This window comes from Variovorax saccharolyticus, from assembly GCF_030316765.1.
GTDB lineage: Bacteria > Pseudomonadota > Gammaproteobacteria > Burkholderiales > Burkholderiaceae_C > Variovorax > Variovorax saccharolyticus.
On the sequence record NZ_JASZYT010000003.1, the window covers coordinates 272,572 to 287,607 of the forward strand.

Genomic DNA, 15,036 nt, shown 5'->3' on the forward strand with positions numbered 1-15,036 from the left:
GCTACAGGATCAGCAGAGCCCGGAAATCATTGACGTTGGTGTGCGTCGGACCGGTCACCAGCAGGTCGCCGATGGCATCGAAGTAGCCGTAGGCATCGTTGCGGTCGAGATGGTCGGCCAGCTTGGCACCGGCTGCCTCGGCGCGGCGCAGCGTGTCGGGCGTGACGATGGCGCCGGCGTTGTCCTCGACGCCGTCGATGCCGTCGGTGTCGGCAGCCAGGGCCCAGACGCCTTCGCGGCCGGCGAGCGCGCCGGCCAGCCCCAGGCAGAACTCGCCGGCCCGGCCGCCGCGGCCCTTGGCCTGGCCGGGCTGCCGCGGACGGATCGTGACCGTGGTCTCGCCGCCCGACAGGATCACGCAGGGCCTGGCGAAAGGTGCGCCGCGCAGCGCCACGGCGCGCGCCAGCGCACCGTGCACCTTGCCGACTTCACGCGATTCGCCTTCGATCTCGTCGCTCAGGATGTGGGCCGGGATGCCGGCGGCGCGGGCGGCGGCGGCGGCCGCCTCCAGCGATTGCTGGGGCGCCGCGATGACCTGCGTCACATGGCCCTCGAACACGGGGTCGCCCGGCTTCGGGGTCTCGAGCGCCCCGCTTTCGAGCCGCGCCCGCACCGGCGCCGGCACTTCGATCCGGTAGCGGTCGAGAATCGCCAGCGCATCGGCGCAGCTGCTGGCATCGGGCACGGTGGGGCCGCTCGCGATCACGGCCGGGTCGTCGCCCGGCACGTCGCTGATGGTCAGCGTCACGACCTGCGCCGGCGCGCAGGCGGCGGCCAGCCGCCCGCCCTTGATGCGCGACAGGTGCTTGCGCACGCAGTTCATCTCGCCGATGTGGGCGCCCGATTCGAGCAGCTGGGTGTTGATGCGCTGCTTGTCGGCCAGCGTGAGCCCCTCGGCCGGCAAGGTCAGCAGCGAGGAGCCGCCACCCGAGATCAGGCACAGCACCAGGTCGTCGGCCGTCAGGCCTTGGGTCAGTGCGAGGATGCGTTGCGCGGCGTCAAGGCCGGCCTGGTCGGGCACCGGGTGCGCCGCCTCGACCAGTTCGATCCGCGAGGCCAGGCCCTCGGGGCGCGGCGGAATGTGGCCATAGCGCGTGACCACCAGCCCCGAGAGCGCGGCATCCGCCGGCCACAGCGCCTCGAGCGCCTGCGCCATCGAGCCTCCGGCCTTGCCGGCGCCCAGCACCAGCGTGCGGCCCTTCGGCGGCGCGGGCAGGAAGGCACCCATGCTCGCGAGCGGCAGCGCTCGCTCGACCGCCACGCGGTACAGGTGCTCGAGAAATTCGCGCGGCGCCGAATGCGCGTCGGGGATGGGCTGCTGGATCGATGAGGTCATGGTCTTGCTTGTCTCCAGCGCAAGATCCTACTTCGTGGGTGCGCCGGCCTGGAACCACTTGCCGACCAGGGCGCGTTCCGCGTCCGTGATGCCGGTCGAGTTGTTCATCGGCATGATCTTGGTCACCACCACCTGCTGGTACACGGCCTGCGCATGCGCCGCGACCTGGTCGGGCGTATCGAGGCGCACGTTCTTCATCTGCACCTGGGCGCCGTGGCACATGTAGCAGCGCTGCTCCAGCACTTTCTGCACGTCGCCGAAGCTCACCTTCTGCACCGCCGCGCCGGGCGCCGGCGCCGCCGCCGGCTCGGGCTTCATCCAGACGATGGTGAGGCCCAGCACCGCGATGCCGAACAGCGCGTAGGGAATCGGATTGCCCGCGTTGCCGAGCTTGAAGCGATGGCGAACCACGAAGAACTGCCGGATCGCCGCGCCGCCGAGCATGATCAGCAGCAGCACGATCCAGTTGTACTTGTGGGTGTAGGTGAAGCTGTAGTGGTTGCTCAGCATCGCGAACAGCACCGGCAGCGTGAAGTAGGTGTTGTGCACGCTGCGCTGCTTGCCGCGCTGGCCATGCACCGGATCGACCGGCTTGCCCTCGCGCAGCGCCTGCACGTTCTTGCGCTGGCCCGGGATGATCCAGAAGAACACGTTGCCGCTCATGGTCGTGGCCATCATCGCGCCGACCAGCAGGAAGGCCGCACGGCCGGCAAACCACTGGCAGGCCAGCCAGGTAGCGAAGGCGATGAAGACGGCGATCAGCACGCCGACGATGGTGTCGCCGTGCTTGCGCCGGCCGAAGATCTGGCAGATGCCGTCGTAGACCATCCAGAAGACCACGAAGAAGGCCAGCGCGACGCCGATCGCGGCGCCGGGCTGCCAGTCCATCTTGGACTTGTCGATCAGGTAGGTGCTGGCGTTCCACAGATAGGACATCGTGAACAGCGCGAAGCCCGTGATCCAGGTCGAGTAGCTCTCCCAGTACGACCAATGCAGGTGATCCGGCAGGCGCTTGGGCGCCAGTGCGTACTTCTGCATGTTGTAGAAGCCGCCGCCGTGCACCGCCCACTGCTCGCCGCCCACGCCCTTGTCCAGGGATTCCTGGTCCTCCGGTTTCTCGAGGCTGTTGTCCAGCATCACGAAGTAGAAGGAGGCGCCGATCCAGGCGACGGCGGTGATGACATGGACCCAGCGCAGGAGCAGGTTGGCCCAGTCGAGGTAGTAGCTTTCCATTTGCTCTCAACCTTGTCGGCGCATGGGGGCGCCGCGGTGTACCGGCCTGCTCACCACTGCGGGCGCTGTAAGCAGAGAAAGTGCCGCGAACGCAGACCCTGGCTGGGGTCTCGCTCCGCTGCGGCTTGTTGTGGACTGAAGTGTATACACTTTTAAGGGCTGACTCGTGGGTTTTTGCATCGCCTGGCGTACTCGAAAACCCTGAGCGCCTGTCACAGGATCAGGTTCGCGCGGCAGCGCTCGGCACGGCCGGTGGCCCTCATGCCTGCGGGAGCGATTGCAACAACTGTGCCGCCACCGCCACGGCGATCACCTCGGGCTCCTTGCCGGTGATGCCCGGAACGCCGATCGGGCAGGTCACGCGGTCCATTTCGGCGGCCGTGAAGCCGCGCGCCTCGAGCCGGTGCCGGAAGGTCGCCCATTTGGTCTTGCTGCCGATCAGCCCGATGTAGGGCAGGTCGTCGCGCTCGCGCAGGCGCTTGAGGCAGGCGATCACGATGTCCAGGTCTTCGGCGTGGCTGAAGCTCATGATCAGCACGCGCGAACCCGGCGCGAGCTGCGCCACCGCCTGCTGCACCGGATCGGAATGCTCGGTCTCGATCTGGGCCGGCAGGTCGGGCGGGAAGACGCCGTCGCGGCTGTCGATCCAGCGCACGGCGAACGGCAGCGTCGACAGCAGTCGCGCCAGGGCCGCACCGACGTGGCCACCGCCGAACAGGCCCACCGGCTCCAGGTGCGCGAGCAGTTCGGCCTGCAGCGCCTTCGCATCCCCGGCATCGATCCGCCGGTAGGAGAGGAACACCACGCCGCCGCAGCACTGGCCCAGGCTCGGGCCGAGCGGATAGCGCCGCACGCCCTCGATCGGCGGGCCGCCCGCGAGCCAGCCGCGGGCTTCGTCGGTGGCCTGGAACTCGAGCTGGCCGCCGCCGATGGTGGCCGTGAGGCCGTCGGCCCAGACCGCCATCCAGGTGCCGGCCTCGCGCGGCGCCGAGCCCTGGGTCGATTCGACGCGCACCAGCACGGCGCTTTCGCGCCGCAGCCGCGCCAGCAGTTCGTCGACTGCGCCGCTCATGCCGGAAACCTCCGGTTGCGCCGCGCCGCGCCGGGCACGGTATAAACCCGCCGATGCATTTTCAGACCACCTCGCGCCGCCTCGCCCTGGCGGCCGCCCTTCTCGCCAGCCTGTGGCTCGCCGGCTGCAGCACCGCGCCGACCGGAGCGGTTCCCGGCCAGCTCAGCAGCGCCAAGCCCGAGCCGGGCGACAACAGCCGCGGCAAGCCGCGCGCGTCGAGCGCCGCCACCGCGCGCGACTACCGCAAGGACGCCGCCCGCCATGTCTACGAGATCAACAAGGCCCGCATCTACGGCGGCAAGCTGCCGCCGCTGCTGTATGCGGTCGGCACGCTGCAGGTCAACCTCGATGCCGACGGCAAGGTGCTGTCGATGCACTGGATGCGGGCACCGACCCACGCGCCCGAGGTGATCGCCGAAATCGAGCGCACCGTGCTGGTGGCCGCGCCCTACCCGGCCGCCACGCGGCTCGGCAAGGTCACCTGGACCGACACCTGGTTGTGGGATGAAGGCGGTCATTTCCAGCTCGACACCTTGAGCGAAGGCCAGCTGTAGGTCATGAGCCCCGGTAGGTCGAATAGGACCACGGACTCACCAGCAGCGGCACGTGGTAATGCTGGTCGGTGTGGGCGACACCGAAGTCCAGCGCCACGCGATTGAGGAAATTCGGCTCGGGCAGGGTCACGCCGCGGGCCTTGAAGTAGCCGGCGACATCGAACACCAGCCGGTAGGTGCCGGTCTTGAGCGTGCTGTTGTCGTAGAGCGGCCCGTCGCTGCGGCCGTCGGCGTTCAGCGCGAAGCGCCGCACCAGCGTGGCGGGGGCGTCCTCGGCGGTGCCGTCGGTGGTGAACAGCGCGACCTCCATGCCGGCGGCCGGGCAGCCATGCATCGTGTCCAGTACGTGAGTGCTCAGGCCCATCGATCTTCTCCTTGAAGTGCATTCGGGAAATTACGGTCGACAAAAGTGTATACAGTTATCGGCTTTGGGTCTATCATGAAAAACATGGACTCGACCACCACCCGCGCGATCGTCGACGCACTCACCAAGGCCATTGTGGAGCACCGGCTGCAGCCCGGCAGCAAGCTGGCCGAGCAGAAGCTGGCCGACCACTTCGGCGTCTCGCGCACGCTGGTGCGGCAGGCGCTGTTCCAGCTGTCGCAGAACAAGCTGATCCGGCTCGAACCCGCGCGCGGGGCCTTCGTGGCGGCGCCCGCGGTCGACGAGGCCCGGCAGGTGTTCGCGGTGCGCCGCATGCTCGAGGCCGAGATGACGCGGGCCTTCGTGCGCAGCGTCACGCCGGCCAAGATCAAGGCGCTCAAGGAGCACGTGGCCCTCGAGAAGGCCGCGGTGTCGGGCGAGGACGTCTCGGGCCGCACCGAGCTGCTCGGCGACTTCCACGTGCGCATGGCCGAGCTCATGGGCAACACGGTGCTGGCGCAGATCCTCGGCGAGCTGATCTCGCGCTGCGCGCTGATCACGCTGATGTACCAGAGCGCCACCGCGGCCGAGCACTCGAACGACGAGCACGCCGACATCGTCAAGGCCCTGGCCGCCAAGGACGAGGAGCGCGCCGTACGCCTCATGACCGAGCACCTCGAGCACGTCGAGGCCAATCTCACCTTCGACCGCAAGGTTCCCACACACGACATCACACTGGCACTGGCCTGACGATCCATGACCTACGACACGACCCTGCCCTATCCGCGCGACCTCGCCGGCTACGGCCGCAATCCGCCGCATGCGCAATGGCCGGGCCGCGCCCGCATCGCGGTCCAGTTCGTCCTCAACTACGAGGAAGGCGGAGAGAACTGCGTGCTGCACGGCGATGCCGGCAGCGAGCAGTTCCTGTCGGAGATGTTCAATCCCGCGAGCTTTCCCGAGCGCCACATCAGCATGGAAGGGATCTACGAATACGGCTCGCGCGCCGGCGTCTGGCGCATCCTGCGCGAGTTCGAGAAGCGCGGCCTGCCGCTGACCGTGTTCGGCGTCGGCATGGCGCTCGAGCGCTATCCCGAACTGACCGCGGCCTTCAAGGAACTGGGCCACGAGATCGCCTGCCACGGCTGGCGCTGGATCCACTACCAGGGCATCGACGAGGCCACCGAGCGCGAGCACATGCGCCTGGGCATGGCGGCCATCGAGAAGCTCACCGGCGAGCGCGCGCTCGGCTGGTACACCGGCCGCGACAGCCCGCGCACCCGGCGCCTGGTGGCCGACTACGGCGGCTTCGAATACGACAGCGACTACTACGGCGACGACCTGCCTTTCTGGATGAAGGTGCAGAAGACCGACGGCCAGGTCGTGCCGCAGCTCATCGTGCCCTACACCCTCGACTGCAACGACATGCGCTTCGCCCTGCCGCAGGGCTACTCGCATGCCGACCCCTTCTTCCAGTACATGAAGGACAGCTTCGACGCCCTCTACGCCGAAGGCGACGAGGCGCCGAAGATGATGAGCATCGGCATGCACTGCCGCTTGCTCGGCCGCCCCGGCCGCATCGTTGCGCTGCAGCGATTCCTCGATCACATCGCCACCCACGACCGGGTCTGGGTCTGCACCCGGCTCGACATCGCCCGGCACTGGAAGGCGACGCATCCCTACGCCGCCCCGCAAGGAGACTGACATGCCCCTCACCATCGATCAACTCAACGCGGCCACGGCCGATGAAGCCGTCGCCCTGCTCGACGGCGTCTACGAGCATTCGCCGTGGATCGCCGCGCGCGCACTGGTGTCGCGTCCGTTCCGCTCGCTGGCGCACCTGAAGCACGCGCTGGTGCAGGCCGTGGCCCATGCCTCGCGCGAAGAGCAGCTCGGCCTGATCCGCGCCCACCCGGAACTCGCGGGCAAGGCGATGGTCAGCAAGAGCCTCACGGCCGAGTCGACCAACGAGCAGAACAAGGCCGGCCTGACCGACTGCACGCCGGAAGAGTTCGCGAAGATCCAGCAGCTCAACGCCGACTACAACGCCAAGTTCGGCTTCCCGTTCATCCTCGCGGTGCGCGGTCCGCGCGGCACCGGTCTCTCCAAGCGCGAGATCATCGACACCTTCGAGCGCCGGCTGCATCACCATCCCGACTTCGAGCTCGGCGAGGCGCTGCGCAACATCCATCGCATCGCCGAGATCCGCCTGAACGACAAGTTCGAGGCCACGCCGGAGCTCGGCAACGTGGTCTGGGACTGGCAGGAGAAGCTGGCGGTCCATACCGACCCGGGCTATGCCGAGAAGGGCCAGCTCACGGTCACCTACCTCACCGATGCGCACCGCGCCTGCGCGGCGCAGATCGCCGACGACATGCGCGAGGCCGGCTTCGACAGCGTGCAGATCGATGCCGTCGGCAACGTGGTCGGACGCTACGAAGGCGTCACGCCCGGCGCCCGGACCCTGCTCACGGGCTCGCACTACGACACCGTGCGCAACGGCGGCAAGTACGACGGCCGGCTCGGCATCTTCGTTCCGATGGCCTGCGTGCGCGAACTCAAGCGGCAGAACCGCCGCCTGCCTTTCGCCTTCGAAGTCGTCGGCTTCGCCGAGGAGGAAGGCCAGCGCTACAAGGCGACTTTTCTCGGTTCGGGGGCCCTCATCGGCCACTTCGACCGCAACTGGCTCGACCAGAAGGACGCCGACGGCATCTCCATGCGCGAGGCGCGGGCGAACGCCGGCCTGAAGGAAGAGGAGATTGCCGCGATCCAGCGCGATCCGGCACGCTATCTCGGCTTCGTCGAAGTCCACATCGAGCAGGGGCCGGTGCTCAACGAGCTGGACCTGCCCCTGGGCATCGTCACCTCCATCAACGGCGGCGTTCGCTACGTGGGCGAAGTGACCGGCATGGCCAGCCACGCCGGCACGACGCCCATGAACCGGCGCCGCGACGCTGCGGCCGCGGTGGCCGAGCTGATCCTGTTCGCCGAGCAGCGCGCCGCCAAGGACGGCGATTCGGTCGCCACCGTCGGCATGCTCGAAGTACCCGCCGGCTCGATCAACGTGGTGCCGGGGCATTGCAAGTTCAGCCTCGACATCCGTGCGCCCAACGACCCGCAGCGCGACGCCGTGGTGCGCGACGTGCTGGCTGCGCTGAAGGAGATCACCGATCGCCGCGGCGTGCGCTACACGATCGAGGAAGCCATGCGCGCCGCGGCTGCGCCGAGCGCACCCGAATGGCAGCAGCGCTGGGAGAAGGCGGTCGACGCGCTCGGCGTGCCGCTGTTCCGCATGCCCAGCGGCGCCGGCCACGACGCGATGAAACTGCACGAGGTGATGCCGCAGGCCATGCTCTTCGTACGCGGAATCAACTCCGGCATCAGCCACAACCCGCTCGAATCGAGCACCAACGACGACATGCAGCTGGCCGTGCAGGCCTTCCGGCTGCTGCTCGACAACCTGGCCGCAGAAGCGGCCCACTGACATGACCGACTACACCAAACTCGACGCCTGGATCGACGCCCACTTCGACGAGGAAGTGCGCTTCCTGCAGGAACTGGTGCGCGTACCCACCGACACCCCGCCCGGCAACAACGCGCCGCATGCCGAACGCACGGCCGAGCTGATCCAGGCCTTCGGCTTCGAAGCCGAGAAGCACGCGGTGCCCGAACAGCAAGTGAAGGACTACGGCCTCGAATCGATCACCAACCTGATCGTTCGCCGCCAGTACGGCAGCGGCGGCCGAACCGTCGCTCTCAACGCGCACGGCGACGTCGTTCCGCCCGGAGAAGGCTGGAGCCACGACCCCTACGGCGGCGAGATCGACGGCGGCAGCCTCTACGGCCGCGCCGCGGCAGTCAGCAAGAGCGACTTCGCGAGCTTCACCTTCGCGGTGCGTGCGCTCGAAGCGGTCGCCAAACCAGCCAAGGGCAGCGTCGAGCTGCACTTCACCTACGACGAGGAGTTCGGCGGCATCCTGGGCCCGGGCTGGCTGCTCGACAAGGGCCTCACCAAACCCGACCTGATGATCGCGGCCGGCTTCAGCTACGAGGTCGTCACGGCGCACAACGGCTGCCTGCAGATGGAAGTCACGGTGCACGGCAAGATGGCGCACGCGGCGATTCCGACCACCGGCGTCGATGCGCTGCAGGGCGCGGTGCGCATCCTGAACGCGCTCTATGCGCAGAACCTGCGCTACCAGCAAGTGAGCTCGAAGGTCGAAGGCATCACGCATCCGTACCTCAACGTCGGCCGCATCGAGGGCGGCACCAACACCAACGTGGTGCCCGGCAAGGTGGTCTTCAAGCTCGACCGCCGCATGATTCCCGAAGAGAACCCGGTCGAGGTCGAGGCCGACATCCGCAAGGTGATCGCCGATGCCGCGGCCGGGATGGCCGGCATCACGGTCGACATCAAGCGCATGCTGCTGGCCAACTCGATGAAGCCGCTGGCCGGCAACAAGCCGCTGGTCGATGCGATCCAGAAGCATGGCCAGGAACTGTTCGGCGAGCCGATCAAGGCCATGGGCACGCCGCTCTACACCGACGTGCGGCTGTACGGCGAGGCCGGCATCCCCGGCGTGATCTACGGCGCCGGCCCGCGCACCGTGCTGGAGTCCCATGCCAAGCGCAACGACGAGCGCGTGCTGCTCGAAGACCTGCGGCGCGCCACCAAGGTGATTGCACGCACGCTGAGCGATTTGCTCTCGTGAGACCTTGCGGGACAGACCAACAAACTGCGCAGCAGTTTTTGCTCTGTCCCCAACTGATCAGAAAGGCACCTGACCAGATATCGGCAAGAACCATGAGGCCATTGGTTGAGCCCCACCCCCTCGGCCGATACACTCGACCCATGCACGCCCCCCGCCTCTTCCAGAACCACGCTGCCCTCGCAGTCCTGCCGACCGCGGCGGACCTCGCACGGGCGTCGTTCTCGGCAAGCACGGCAGGCCTGCAGCCGACGCCCGCACATTCCTAAGCCCGGCGATCCGCTTCTCTCCCTTGTAGCGCAACCATCGACCGCCGGGCACCAGCCTCGCGCGGTAGCGGTCCTTGCTCGTCGGTTCGGGCGGCCGCATTCGACTGGAGTGCGTTTCCATGCATGCAACCATCCTCGGCGAGCGCACGCTCACCGAACATGACTTCACGCGGCTCAGCAAGCTGATGGCCGGCCAGCTGCCGCCCGCGCTGGCCGACGTCCTCGGCGCAGCCGAAGTGCTTCGCTCGCGCGAGGTGCCTGCGGACATCGTCACGATGTACTCGCAAGTGGAGCTGATCGATGTCCACACCCGACGCCGGCAGACGCTGACGATCTGCTATCCCGGCGACTCCGAGCCCAGCGCCGGCTTCATCTCCGTGCTGTCGCCGGTCGGCAGCGGCGTGATCGGCCTGAGGCTCGGCGCGGTCGCACGCTGGCAGACACCCGGCGGCGAAGAAGGCGCGGCCGAGGTCGCCGCCATTCTGTTCCAGCCCGAAGCCAGCGGCGACTTCGCGCTCTAGCGCGCTGTCCTTCCCTGCCCATCATCGCGCGGTCGACCCTCGACCGCGGCGTCAGCGCTCGTCACGCGCAAAGGAGTACCCGACATGCAGATCCGATCCATCCTGGCAGTCACCGATCTCTCGTTGCAGGCCAACCTGGCCATCGAACGCGCGGCCCAGCTCGCCGTGGAGCATCGCGCCATCCTCAAGCTCATGGTGCTGCCCGCACGCGTGGATGCGCCGCCGGCCAATGGCGCCAGCAGGCTCACCCATGCCGCCAAGGATCTGGCAAGCCGCCTCGGCATCACGGTGCGGACGGTCGAGCAAACCGCGAACACCCTGGCCGACGTGGCCGAGGAAGCCACTTGCGCCGACCTGCTGGTGCTGGGCTACAGGCGAGAACGAACGCTCGCCGCGCTGCTGCGAGGCCAGCCCGCCGAGCGGCTCGCGCGCTTGTGCCGCTGCCCCGTCCTGGTGACCAAGACCGTGCCGCGCCACCGCTACCGGCGGATCCTGGTGGCCGTGGATTTCACGCCGGCATCGAAGAGGCTGGTCAAGCTGGCATGGGTGCTGGACGGCGACGCAGAAGTCGAGCTGTTCCACGCCATCAGCACGCTGAACGAGGCCAAGCTGCGTTCGGCCGAGGCGTCCCAGCAGGCGATCAAGGCCTACCGGCACGAATGCATGCGCCACGCCCGCGACCGCATCTTCTGGCTGACCGACTCCTTCGATGCCCGCCGCAATCGCGTGATGACCGCCATCGGGCACGGGGACCCGGCCCTGCAGGCGGTGGTCCAGCAGGAACACGCAGGCGCCGACTTGCTGATGGTCGGCAAGCGCAGCAACTCGCCCTTCGCCGACTTCATCTTCGGCAGCGTGGCGCAGCGGGTGCTGGGCTGGGCGAGCAGCGACGTGCTCATCGTGCCGGACGACGCCCAAACCGCGACGCGCGTTGCGGCCCGCCAGCGCATCGAAGCCGAGCGCTCCGATGGCCAGCGCGGCTTCGTCTCGGCGGCTGGGAGAGTCTCGTGAGCAGCGCCCCGCTGCTCACCAGCGACGAAACGAAACTCCTGTCGTGGGCCACCGAACACTGGCTGCGGCTCGGCGAGGTCGAGTTCAATCCGGGCGAACAGGCGCTGGCGCTGCTGACCCAGGCGGACATGCGCCCCGATGGGTGCCGGCGCGACGACATCGCCAGCCTCAACTGGACCGTGGTGCTCGAACTGGCCGACGGCAAGGAGGTGCGCGAGCTCACGCTCGTGAGCCCGCGCGACGCCGACATCTCTCGGCGCCGAGTCTCGGTGCTGACACCGCTCGGGCTGAACCTGCTTGGCCGATCCGTAGGCAGCACGACCCGGATCCCGCTCGCCACGGGCGGCAGCCGCAGCACCCGCATCATCGGCGTGCGACGCTGCGCCGAGCTCGCGGGCGAAGCCGCCGGGCAAGCCATCGCCGACGGTGCTTGAGCAGAGCGGCCCTGCAGCCTTCACCGGCCACCGGAGGACACGCTCAGCGTGTCCCTGACGCAGCCAGTTCGACCAGTTCGGCCCGGATGGCCGCGTTGAATTCGTCCAACGCATCGGCCAGCGCCACGAAGTCGGCAGCCGGCGCCTCGCGGCCTTCGCCGCTGAACGCGAATTCGATCGCCTCGCAAGCCTGGATCACGCGCCTCGCGTTGACCATCCGGGCCGCGCCCTTGATCTTGTGCGCGATCGACGCCGCTTCGGCGCCGGCGCCCGTGCCGATGTGCTGGGCGATCTCCTGCGCATCGCTCAGGTTGGTCCGCAGCAGCGCCTCGAGGAAGCGTGTCTCGATCACGGCGTCGCCGTCGGACAGGGCGCGCAACGCAAGCGGGTCGAACACGTTCTCGAAGGACGGCTGCACCGGCGCCGGCGTCGGCGCCGGTGGCTGCTGCAGTGGCAGCGCCGACGCCTCGCCCAGATGCCGGTGGAGGGCCTCCGACAGGGCATCGAGACTGAATGGCTTCATGAGGCACTCGTCCATGCCGGCTTCGATCGCAAGGCGCCGCTCCTCGTCCTGCACATGCGCCGTGCAGCCGAGCACCGGGCGACGCGGCAGGCTCCGCTCGCGCTCCAGTTTGCGGATGGCCGCGACCAGCGCGTAGCCGTCCATGCCCGGCATCGAGCAGTCGGTGATCACCAGATCGAAGCTGCCCTCTCGCCACAGTTCGAGCGCCGTCTCTCCGTCTTCCGCCAGTTCGCATTCGAGCCCCAGGTATTGGAGCTGCCGCTGCAGCAGCAGGCGGTTGGCGGGATGGTCGTCGACCGCCAGCACGGTGCCGCGCCCCTGCCAGTGCCGCTTCGGCGGCAGGTCGGCCCCGGTGTCGTGATTCGCCGCGCCCGCCGGCGGCGGCGATGCGCCCAACTCGAACACCACGCGCACGCAGGTCCCCTGCCCGGGCTGGCTCGCGACCTCGATCTTGCCGCCCATCTTGAGGCACAGGCGCTGCACGATCGGCAGCCCCAGCCCGGTGCCGCCCACCGCGCGCGGCCCGGCCGCTTCGGCCTGGAAGAAAGGGCGGAACAGGTTGGCAACATCCGCCGGCGCGATCCCGATGCCGGTGTCCTCGATCTCGAGCGCGATCGACTCGATGTCGCCGGCGCGGTGCAGATGGCGCAAGCGCAGGGTGACGCTGCCGGCATCGGTGTACTTGATCGCGTTGCTGACCAGGTTGCCGGCGATCTGCTTGAAGCGCGTGGCATCGACGACATGCCATTCGCCGACATCCGGGTCGATCTGCAGCGTCAGCGCGAGGCCGCGCTGGCGGGCCATGCCCGCGAACATCCGCGCGGTCTCGTCCAGGATCGGCCGCAGCCGCGCCGGCGCCAGCACGATTTCGAGACCGCCGGCCTCGATCTTGGAGATGTCGAGGATGTCGTCGATCAGACCCAGCAGGGACGCGGCCGAGTTGCGGGCCAGATCGACCGATTCGCGGTCTCGCGCACTCAGCCTGCCTTCGCGCATCAGCAACTCGAGCATGCCCATCACGGCGTTCATGGGCGTCCGGATTTCATGGCTCATGGTGGCGAGGAAGTTCGACTTGGCGCGGTTCGCCTCCTCGGCCTTGCCAAGCGCAGCCTCGATCTGCCCGGTCAGCTGGTGCCGCTCGGTGATGTCGATCGCACCGGCCACCATCCCTCGCGGGGCTTCGCCCTCTTTCAGCGCGATCGGGGTCGCCCAGTGCAGAACGCGGCGGCGTTCGCCGTGCAGGGAGATGTCGGCTTCCTCGCTGATCGTGCCGCGGTTGGCCAGCAGGTCCAGGTAGCGCCGGTGAAGCCGCCCCATGAGCAGGGGGTCGACGTAGCCGAGGCCGCTCTCGACCACGGTGGTGCCGGTCACGGCGTCGCGGGTGGTGCCGAAGAGCTTCTCGAATGCGACGTTGCAGAAGGTCAGGCGGCCCTGGGCGTCGCGCACGCAGATGGCGTGCGGAATGCCGTCGATCATCGCGCTCTGGAACGCCAGCTGGTCGCGCAGTTCGGCCTTGACCGCCCGCCGGCGTTGCAGTTCCCTGGCCAGCCGCCGGTTCCAATGCACGACCAGCGCCAGCGATGCGATCAACGCGGCGATGACGCCATAGTCCAGGGCGCCGTGCATGGCCTCGTGGCTCGGGAATCCGAAGAGCATCGCGGTCCCCTCAGGCGACGAGCTTGTGGGCGCGCGTGAAGTCGACCAGTTCAACCAGCGTGGAGATGCCGAGCTTTTCGAAGATGCGCGTCTTGTAGCTGCTGATCGTCTTGTTGCTGATCAGCAGGGTCTCGGCGATCTCCTTGTTGCTCAAGCCGCGCGCAAGGTATTGCAGCACGGTCAGCTCGCGGTCCGACAGGCTCTTGATGAGCGCGTCCGCCGGCGTCGCCGAATTGGGATGCTGAGAGGCGAGCGCCGAAGATGGGAACATGCTGTAGCCCGCCAGCACGGTTTGAGCCGCCTGGACCACCGCCGCCATGTTTTCGTTTTTGCTCATGAAGCCATTGGCACCGGCCTGAACCGTGCGCGCCGCGAAAATCGACTCTTGCTGAGCCGACAGCACGAGCAATTTGGCCCCAGGCTGGGATTTGCGTACGCGCTCGATCAGATCGAGGCCGCTGAGCCGGGGCAGGTCGAGATCCAGAATGATCAGGTCCGGCGTCAATTCCCGAAAGGCGGCAAGCGCAGTCGGGCCATCTCCAGCCTCTGCGATGACCTTGAATTGGCCCGCCGCCTCGAGTGCGGAGCGGAGCGGACCGCAAGGCGAATGGCGGGATGATCATCGACGACGATGACGGTGTGCATTGAAATTCCCCTAGGTTGAGTTGAGCCATCTGCAGGCCCTGCATGAGATGCGACACTTGTAGCCCAAATGCCATCGACTCTCAATTTCGAATCGATTTTAAGTCGCTTCCGAACTCAATAGAGGAGAAGTCGGATTCCTCGAATTACACATTCGACCGGATCGAGAATAAATCCACGGAATCGGAACCCTGAATTTCAATTCATTTTCAGACAATTCTTATTGTTTTTAGAGACTTTTCTCCAAACAGTCAATTGCTTTTCATAGCAATTAACTAGAAGGGATTTATATCACTTGTTGCCAATTGCAATATTTTGGGATTTGAGCGATCGGCGGACGCGCGCGTCGCACTGAAGCCACGGCAGCATGGCGCGGCTTCCGAGGGGCAACGAGGAGCCCGGCGGCGAGTTCGACCGCGCGGGCATGCAGGCAAGCGGGGCGCGCAGCCTTGGCTGCGGCCCGGCCAGGGGGAGAACTCAGGCGGCGCGCTGGCCGCCCTGGAGCTGGTAGCCGTTCTGGAAGATGCCGATCACCAGCCCGCTGACCTTGTCGGAAGGGCGGGCGGTGACGAAGCTGTTGCCAGCGGCCTGGTAGACGACGATGGTGCATGCCGCACTGCGGCTCAGCGTGCGGGCGACACCGGTGGCCTGGCTGGCGGTCGGATAGGTGTTCATGTCGTGTCTCCTTGGAATGAAGTGAACGCCGGGCGGC

General features: G+C 67.7%; 15 protein-coding genes. 8 read left to right on the top strand and 7 right to left on the bottom strand.

The features are described from left to right. Position 1: 1 nt before the first annotated feature. The 3 genes from QTI45_RS11970 to xdhC form a co-directional block, all read right to left on the bottom strand. The gene (locus tag QTI45_RS11970) at positions 2 to 1,336 is read right to left on the bottom strand and encodes a glycerate kinase type-2 family protein (RefSeq protein WP_286654504.1); all 1,335 of its coding nucleotides are present in this window, start codon (positions 1,334 to 1,336) and stop codon (positions 2 to 4) included. Between the two features lie 27 nt (positions 1,337 to 1,363). Next, positions 1,364 to 2,569, bottom strand: a complete 1,206-nt coding sequence (locus QTI45_RS11975) for a urate hydroxylase PuuD (RefSeq protein ID WP_286368651.1) — start codon at positions 2,567 to 2,569, stop codon at positions 1,364 to 1,366. Positions 2,570 to 2,828: 259 nt separating this feature from the next. After that, positions 2,829 to 3,641 (bottom strand): xanthine dehydrogenase accessory protein XdhC, encoded by an 813-nt coding sequence (xdhC, locus tag QTI45_RS11980; protein ID WP_286654505.1) that lies wholly within the window; start codon positions 3,639 to 3,641, stop codon positions 2,829 to 2,831. Positions 3,642 to 3,694: 53 nt separating this feature from the next. Between xdhC and QTI45_RS11985 the strand changes: the two genes are divergently transcribed. Continuing rightward, on the top strand, positions 3,695 to 4,195 hold the full coding sequence (locus QTI45_RS11985) for a hypothetical protein (protein WP_286368649.1): 501 nt from the start codon (positions 3,695 to 3,697) through the stop codon (positions 4,193 to 4,195). Between the two features lies 1 nt (position 4,196). Here QTI45_RS11985 and uraH read toward each other — a convergent pair whose 3' ends face one another. Continuing rightward, complete coding sequence (uraH, locus tag QTI45_RS11990; protein ID WP_286654506.1) at positions 4,197 to 4,559, bottom strand: hydroxyisourate hydrolase; 363 nt, start codon at positions 4,557 to 4,559, stop codon at positions 4,197 to 4,199. A gap of 75 nt (positions 4,560 to 4,634) precedes the next feature. Between uraH and QTI45_RS11995 the strand changes: the two genes are divergently transcribed. From QTI45_RS11995 to QTI45_RS12025, 7 genes are all read left to right on the top strand, one after another. After that, positions 4,635 to 5,309, top strand: a complete 675-nt coding sequence (locus QTI45_RS11995; protein WP_286368647.1) for a GntR family transcriptional regulator — start codon at positions 4,635 to 4,637, stop codon at positions 5,307 to 5,309. Between the two features lie 6 nt (positions 5,310 to 5,315). Then, positions 5,316 to 6,263, top strand: coding sequence for an allantoinase PuuE (gene puuE, locus QTI45_RS12000; protein WP_286368646.1), 948 nt, complete (start codon positions 5,316 to 5,318; stop codon positions 6,261 to 6,263). A gap of 1 nt (position 6,264) precedes the next feature. Next, positions 6,265 to 8,043, top strand: a complete 1,779-nt coding sequence (uraD, locus tag QTI45_RS12005; protein WP_286654507.1) for a 2-oxo-4-hydroxy-4-carboxy-5-ureidoimidazoline decarboxylase — start codon at positions 6,265 to 6,267, stop codon at positions 8,041 to 8,043. 1 nt (position 8,044) lies between these two features. Continuing rightward, entirely contained in the window at positions 8,045 to 9,271 is a 1,227-nt protein-coding gene (locus QTI45_RS12010; RefSeq protein ID WP_286368644.1) for a M20 family metallopeptidase, read from the top strand. 385 nt (positions 9,272 to 9,656) lie between these two features. Next, positions 9,657 to 10,058 carry a GreA/GreB family elongation factor gene (locus QTI45_RS12015; RefSeq protein ID WP_286368643.1) on the top strand — a complete coding sequence of 134 codons (402 nt, stop codon included), beginning with the start codon at positions 9,657 to 9,659 and terminating at the stop codon, positions 10,056 to 10,058. Between the two features lie 84 nt (positions 10,059 to 10,142). Next, positions 10,143 to 11,069: a universal stress protein gene (locus QTI45_RS12020; RefSeq protein ID WP_286654508.1), complete on the top strand. Its 927-nt coding sequence runs from the start codon at positions 10,143 to 10,145 to the stop codon at positions 11,067 to 11,069. After that, on the top strand, positions 11,066 to 11,503 hold the full coding sequence (locus tag QTI45_RS12025; RefSeq protein WP_286368641.1) for a GreA/GreB family elongation factor: 438 nt from the start codon (positions 11,066 to 11,068) through the stop codon (positions 11,501 to 11,503). Before QTI45_RS12020 ends, QTI45_RS12025 begins: the two co-directional genes overlap by 4 nt. A 43-nt stretch (positions 11,504 to 11,546) precedes the next feature. Here QTI45_RS12025 and QTI45_RS12030 read toward each other — a convergent pair whose 3' ends face one another. From QTI45_RS12030 to QTI45_RS12040, 3 genes are all read right to left on the bottom strand, one after another. After that, positions 11,547 to 13,682 carry an ATP-binding protein gene (locus QTI45_RS12030; protein WP_286654509.1) on the bottom strand — a complete coding sequence of 712 codons (2,136 nt, stop codon included), beginning with the start codon at positions 13,680 to 13,682 and terminating at the stop codon, positions 11,547 to 11,549. 10 nt (positions 13,683 to 13,692) lie between these two features. After that, positions 13,693 to 14,235, bottom strand: coding sequence for a LuxR C-terminal-related transcriptional regulator (locus QTI45_RS12035; RefSeq protein ID WP_286654722.1), 543 nt, complete (start codon positions 14,233 to 14,235; stop codon positions 13,693 to 13,695). 566 nt (positions 14,236 to 14,801) lie between these two features. Then, entirely contained in the window at positions 14,802 to 14,999 is a 198-nt protein-coding gene (locus tag QTI45_RS12040; RefSeq protein WP_286368638.1) for a hypothetical protein, read from the bottom strand. Between the last annotated feature and the right edge of the window lie 37 nt (positions 15,000 to 15,036).

Excerpts from the sequence above, each read along its gene's own strand:
- QTI45_RS11985 (WP_286368649.1), top strand. The coding sequence starts at position 3,695 with ATGCATTTTCAGACCACCTCGCGCCGCCTCGCCCTGGCGGCCGCCCTT.
- QTI45_RS11970 (WP_286654504.1), bottom strand. The coding sequence starts at position 1,336 with ATGACCTCATCGATCCAGCAGCCCATCCCCGACGCGCATTCGGCGCCG.
- QTI45_RS12020 (WP_286654508.1), top strand. The coding sequence starts at position 10,143 with ATGCAGATCCGATCCATCCTGGCAGTCACCGATCTCTCGTTGCAGGCC.
- QTI45_RS12015 (WP_286368643.1), top strand. The coding sequence starts at position 9,657 with ATGCATGCAACCATCCTCGGCGAGCGCACGCTCACCGAACATGACTTC.
- QTI45_RS12030 (WP_286654509.1), bottom strand. The coding sequence starts at position 13,682 with ATGCTCTTCGGATTCCCGAGCCACGAGGCCATGCACGGCGCCCTGGAC.
- puuE (WP_286368646.1), top strand. The coding sequence starts at position 5,316 with ATGACCTACGACACGACCCTGCCCTATCCGCGCGACCTCGCCGGCTAC.
- QTI45_RS12010 (WP_286368644.1), top strand. The coding sequence starts at position 8,045 with ATGACCGACTACACCAAACTCGACGCCTGGATCGACGCCCACTTCGAC.
- QTI45_RS11975 (WP_286368651.1), bottom strand. The coding sequence starts at position 2,569 with ATGGAAAGCTACTACCTCGACTGGGCCAACCTGCTCCTGCGCTGGGTC.
- uraD (WP_286654507.1), top strand. The coding sequence starts at position 6,265 with ATGCCCCTCACCATCGATCAACTCAACGCGGCCACGGCCGATGAAGCC.
- xdhC (WP_286654505.1), bottom strand. The coding sequence starts at position 3,641 with ATGAGCGGCGCAGTCGACGAACTGCTGGCGCGGCTGCGGCGCGAAAGC.
- QTI45_RS12040 (WP_286368638.1), bottom strand. The coding sequence starts at position 14,999 with ATGAACACCTATCCGACCGCCAGCCAGGCCACCGGTGTCGCCCGCACG.
- QTI45_RS11995 (WP_286368647.1), top strand. The coding sequence starts at position 4,635 with ATGAAAAACATGGACTCGACCACCACCCGCGCGATCGTCGACGCACTC.
- uraH (WP_286654506.1), bottom strand. The coding sequence starts at position 4,559 with ATGGGCCTGAGCACTCACGTACTGGACACGATGCATGGCTGCCCGGCC.